Raw genomic sequence first — 2260 nt, forward strand, 5'->3', positions numbered from 1 at the left:
GCGTGATGGCGAGTGTGGGCATTGTTGTAGGCAATCAGAGCAAGCAGGGCGCGGGGGCCGCGCCTATATGAACAAAGCCGCATCCCCATGCGGCTTTGCGCCCCAAAACAGATGTCATGCCGGAAACTTTGTGCAAGCAGGGGGCGGGCACAGGGTTCCGCTCATCAGGATTACGCCGGGGTGGCGACCTGGTTCTGGATGAAGGCCGGTGGCGCCGGCATTCCCGGCGAGACGGTCAGCACCTCGAAACCGGTTTCGGTGACCAGCACCGTATGTTCCCACTGTGCCGACAGGCTGCGATCCTTGGTCTTGATGGTCCAGCCGTCGCCCATTTCGCGGATCTCGCGGCGCCCGGCATTGATCATGGGTTCGACGGTGAAGATCATGCCGGCTTCCAGCTTTTCCAGCGTGCCGGGACGGCCGTAGTGCAGCACTTGCGGCTCTTCGTGGAACACCTTGCCGATGCCGTGACCGCAGAATTCGCGCACCACGCTGTAGCCGGCCTTTTCGGCGTGCTGCTGGATGACGTGGCCGATGTCGCCCAGATGCGCGCCGGGCTTGATCTTGGAGATGCCCAGCCACATGCATTCATAGGTGATCTCGGTGAGGCGGCGCGCCAGGATGGAGGTCTCGCCCAGGTAGAACATACGGCTGGTGTCGCCGTGGTAGCCATTCTTGATGATGGTCACGTCGATATTGAGCACGTCGCCGTTCTTCATCACCTTGTCGCCCGGGATGCCATGGCAGATCACGTCGTTGAGTGAGGTGCAGATGGCCTTGGGGTAGGGAGTGTAGCCAGGTGGGCAGTAGTTCAGCGGGGCCGGGATGCTGCCTTGCACATTGGTCATGTACTCGTGGCAGAGGCGGTCGATCTCGCCGGTGCTCACGCCGGGTTTGACGAAGGGGGTGATGTAGTCCAGCACTTCGGCGGCCAGGCGGCCGGCCACGCGCATCCCTTCGATGTCTTCGGCGGTTTTGATGGTGATGTTGCCCATGATGAATCGCAATTCGCTTGAAATCGTTAATGCGCAATTATAGACGACGGGGTGCTTTCTGTTTCGCCGGCCCCGGGCCTGGGCACTGCGGCTTTGCCTGGGCTGCACAGGGCAGGTTCATGTGCTACTTGAACAAAGGGGCGGCTTCGAGTAGAATGCCGGGCTGATCTGAAAGCCTCAGGTCGGTTGCTGAAGCTGGTGTGCGGAATGATTCTTCATGTCTATTTGGCAATAAGTGTTGTAAAGTTGTAAAAATCTTTTTTGAAACGCGAATCCGTTCGCTAAAAGGGTGTCTGGCTGCATGAGCCGGATGACCGAGCGGATTCCAGACCTAACCCTGGAGAAATTCATGTCCGTTACCATGCGCGAAATGCTGGAAGCCGGTGTCCACTTCGGTCACCAAACCCGCTTCTGGAACCCCAAGATGGCCCCCTATATCTTCGGCCATCGCAACAAGATTCACATCGTCAACCTGGAAAAGACCCTGGGTATGTACCAGGAGGCGCTGAAGTACGTGCGTCAACTGTCGGCCAACCGCGGTACCATCCTGTTCGTCGGTACCAAGCGTCAAGCCCGCGAAATCCTGGCCACCGAAGCGCAACGCGCTGGCGTGCCCTACGTCGACCAGCGTTGGCTGGGCGGTATGCTGACCAACTTCAAGACCATCAAGACCTCGATCAAGCGCTTGAAGGAAATGGAAGCCTCGATCGAAGACGGCTCGGTCGAAAAGCTGTCCAAGAAGGAAGGTCTGCTGTTCCGTCGCGAACTGGAAAAGCTGCAGAAGGCCATCGGCGGCATCAAGGACATGGGCGGCATTCCTGACGCCATCTTCGTCATCGACGTCGGCTACCACAAGGGCGCCATCACCGAAGCCGCCAAGCTGGGCATTCCGGTCATCGGCGTGGTCGATACCAACCACTCGCCCGAAGGCGTCACCTACGTGATCCCGGGTAACGATGACTCCGCCAAGGCTATCTCGCTGTACGCTCGTGGCGTGGCAGATGCCGTCCTGGAAGGCCGTGCCAACGCCGTCAATGACGTCGTCGAAGCAGTCAAGGGCGATGAATTCGTCGAGGTCGAGCAGGCTTGATTCTGCTCTTCCGGTAGTACGGTAGTAGAAAAAGGGGTGACAGCGGGTAGTGACGCAGTGGCCCCTTTTTTTTGATTCAATTTTCGAGTTTCAGGCGTCTCGCGTGATGCGGGATGCCTCCAAGTCAGGAGAAAAGTATGGCGGCAATTACCGCAACAATGGTGGGCGATCTGCG

2 protein-coding genes are annotated in these 2260 nt (G+C 58.6%); one reads left to right on the top strand and one right to left on the bottom strand.

The genetic code is table 11. The annotated features are described in order from the left end of the window. Positions 1-170 precede the first annotated feature (170 nt). Positions 171-995 (bottom strand): type I methionyl aminopeptidase, encoded by an 825-nt coding sequence (gene map / locus I5W_RS19075; RefSeq protein ID WP_044530408.1) that lies wholly within the window; start codon positions 993-995, stop codon positions 171-173. Positions 996-1344: 349 nt separating this feature from the next. On the opposite strand from map, the gene rpsB reads away from it, so the two are divergent. Then, the gene (gene rpsB, locus I5W_RS19080) at positions 1345-2085 is read left to right on the top strand and encodes a 30S ribosomal protein S2 (protein ID WP_017451061.1); all 741 of its coding nucleotides are present in this window, start codon (positions 1345-1347) and stop codon (positions 2083-2085) included. Positions 2086-2260 lie beyond the last annotated feature (175 nt).

Origin of the sequence: Herbaspirillum sp. B65, from assembly GCF_000333555.1 — a bacterium.
Lineage (GTDB): Bacteria > Pseudomonadota > Gammaproteobacteria > Burkholderiales > Burkholderiaceae_D > Herbaspirillum > Herbaspirillum rubrisubalbicans.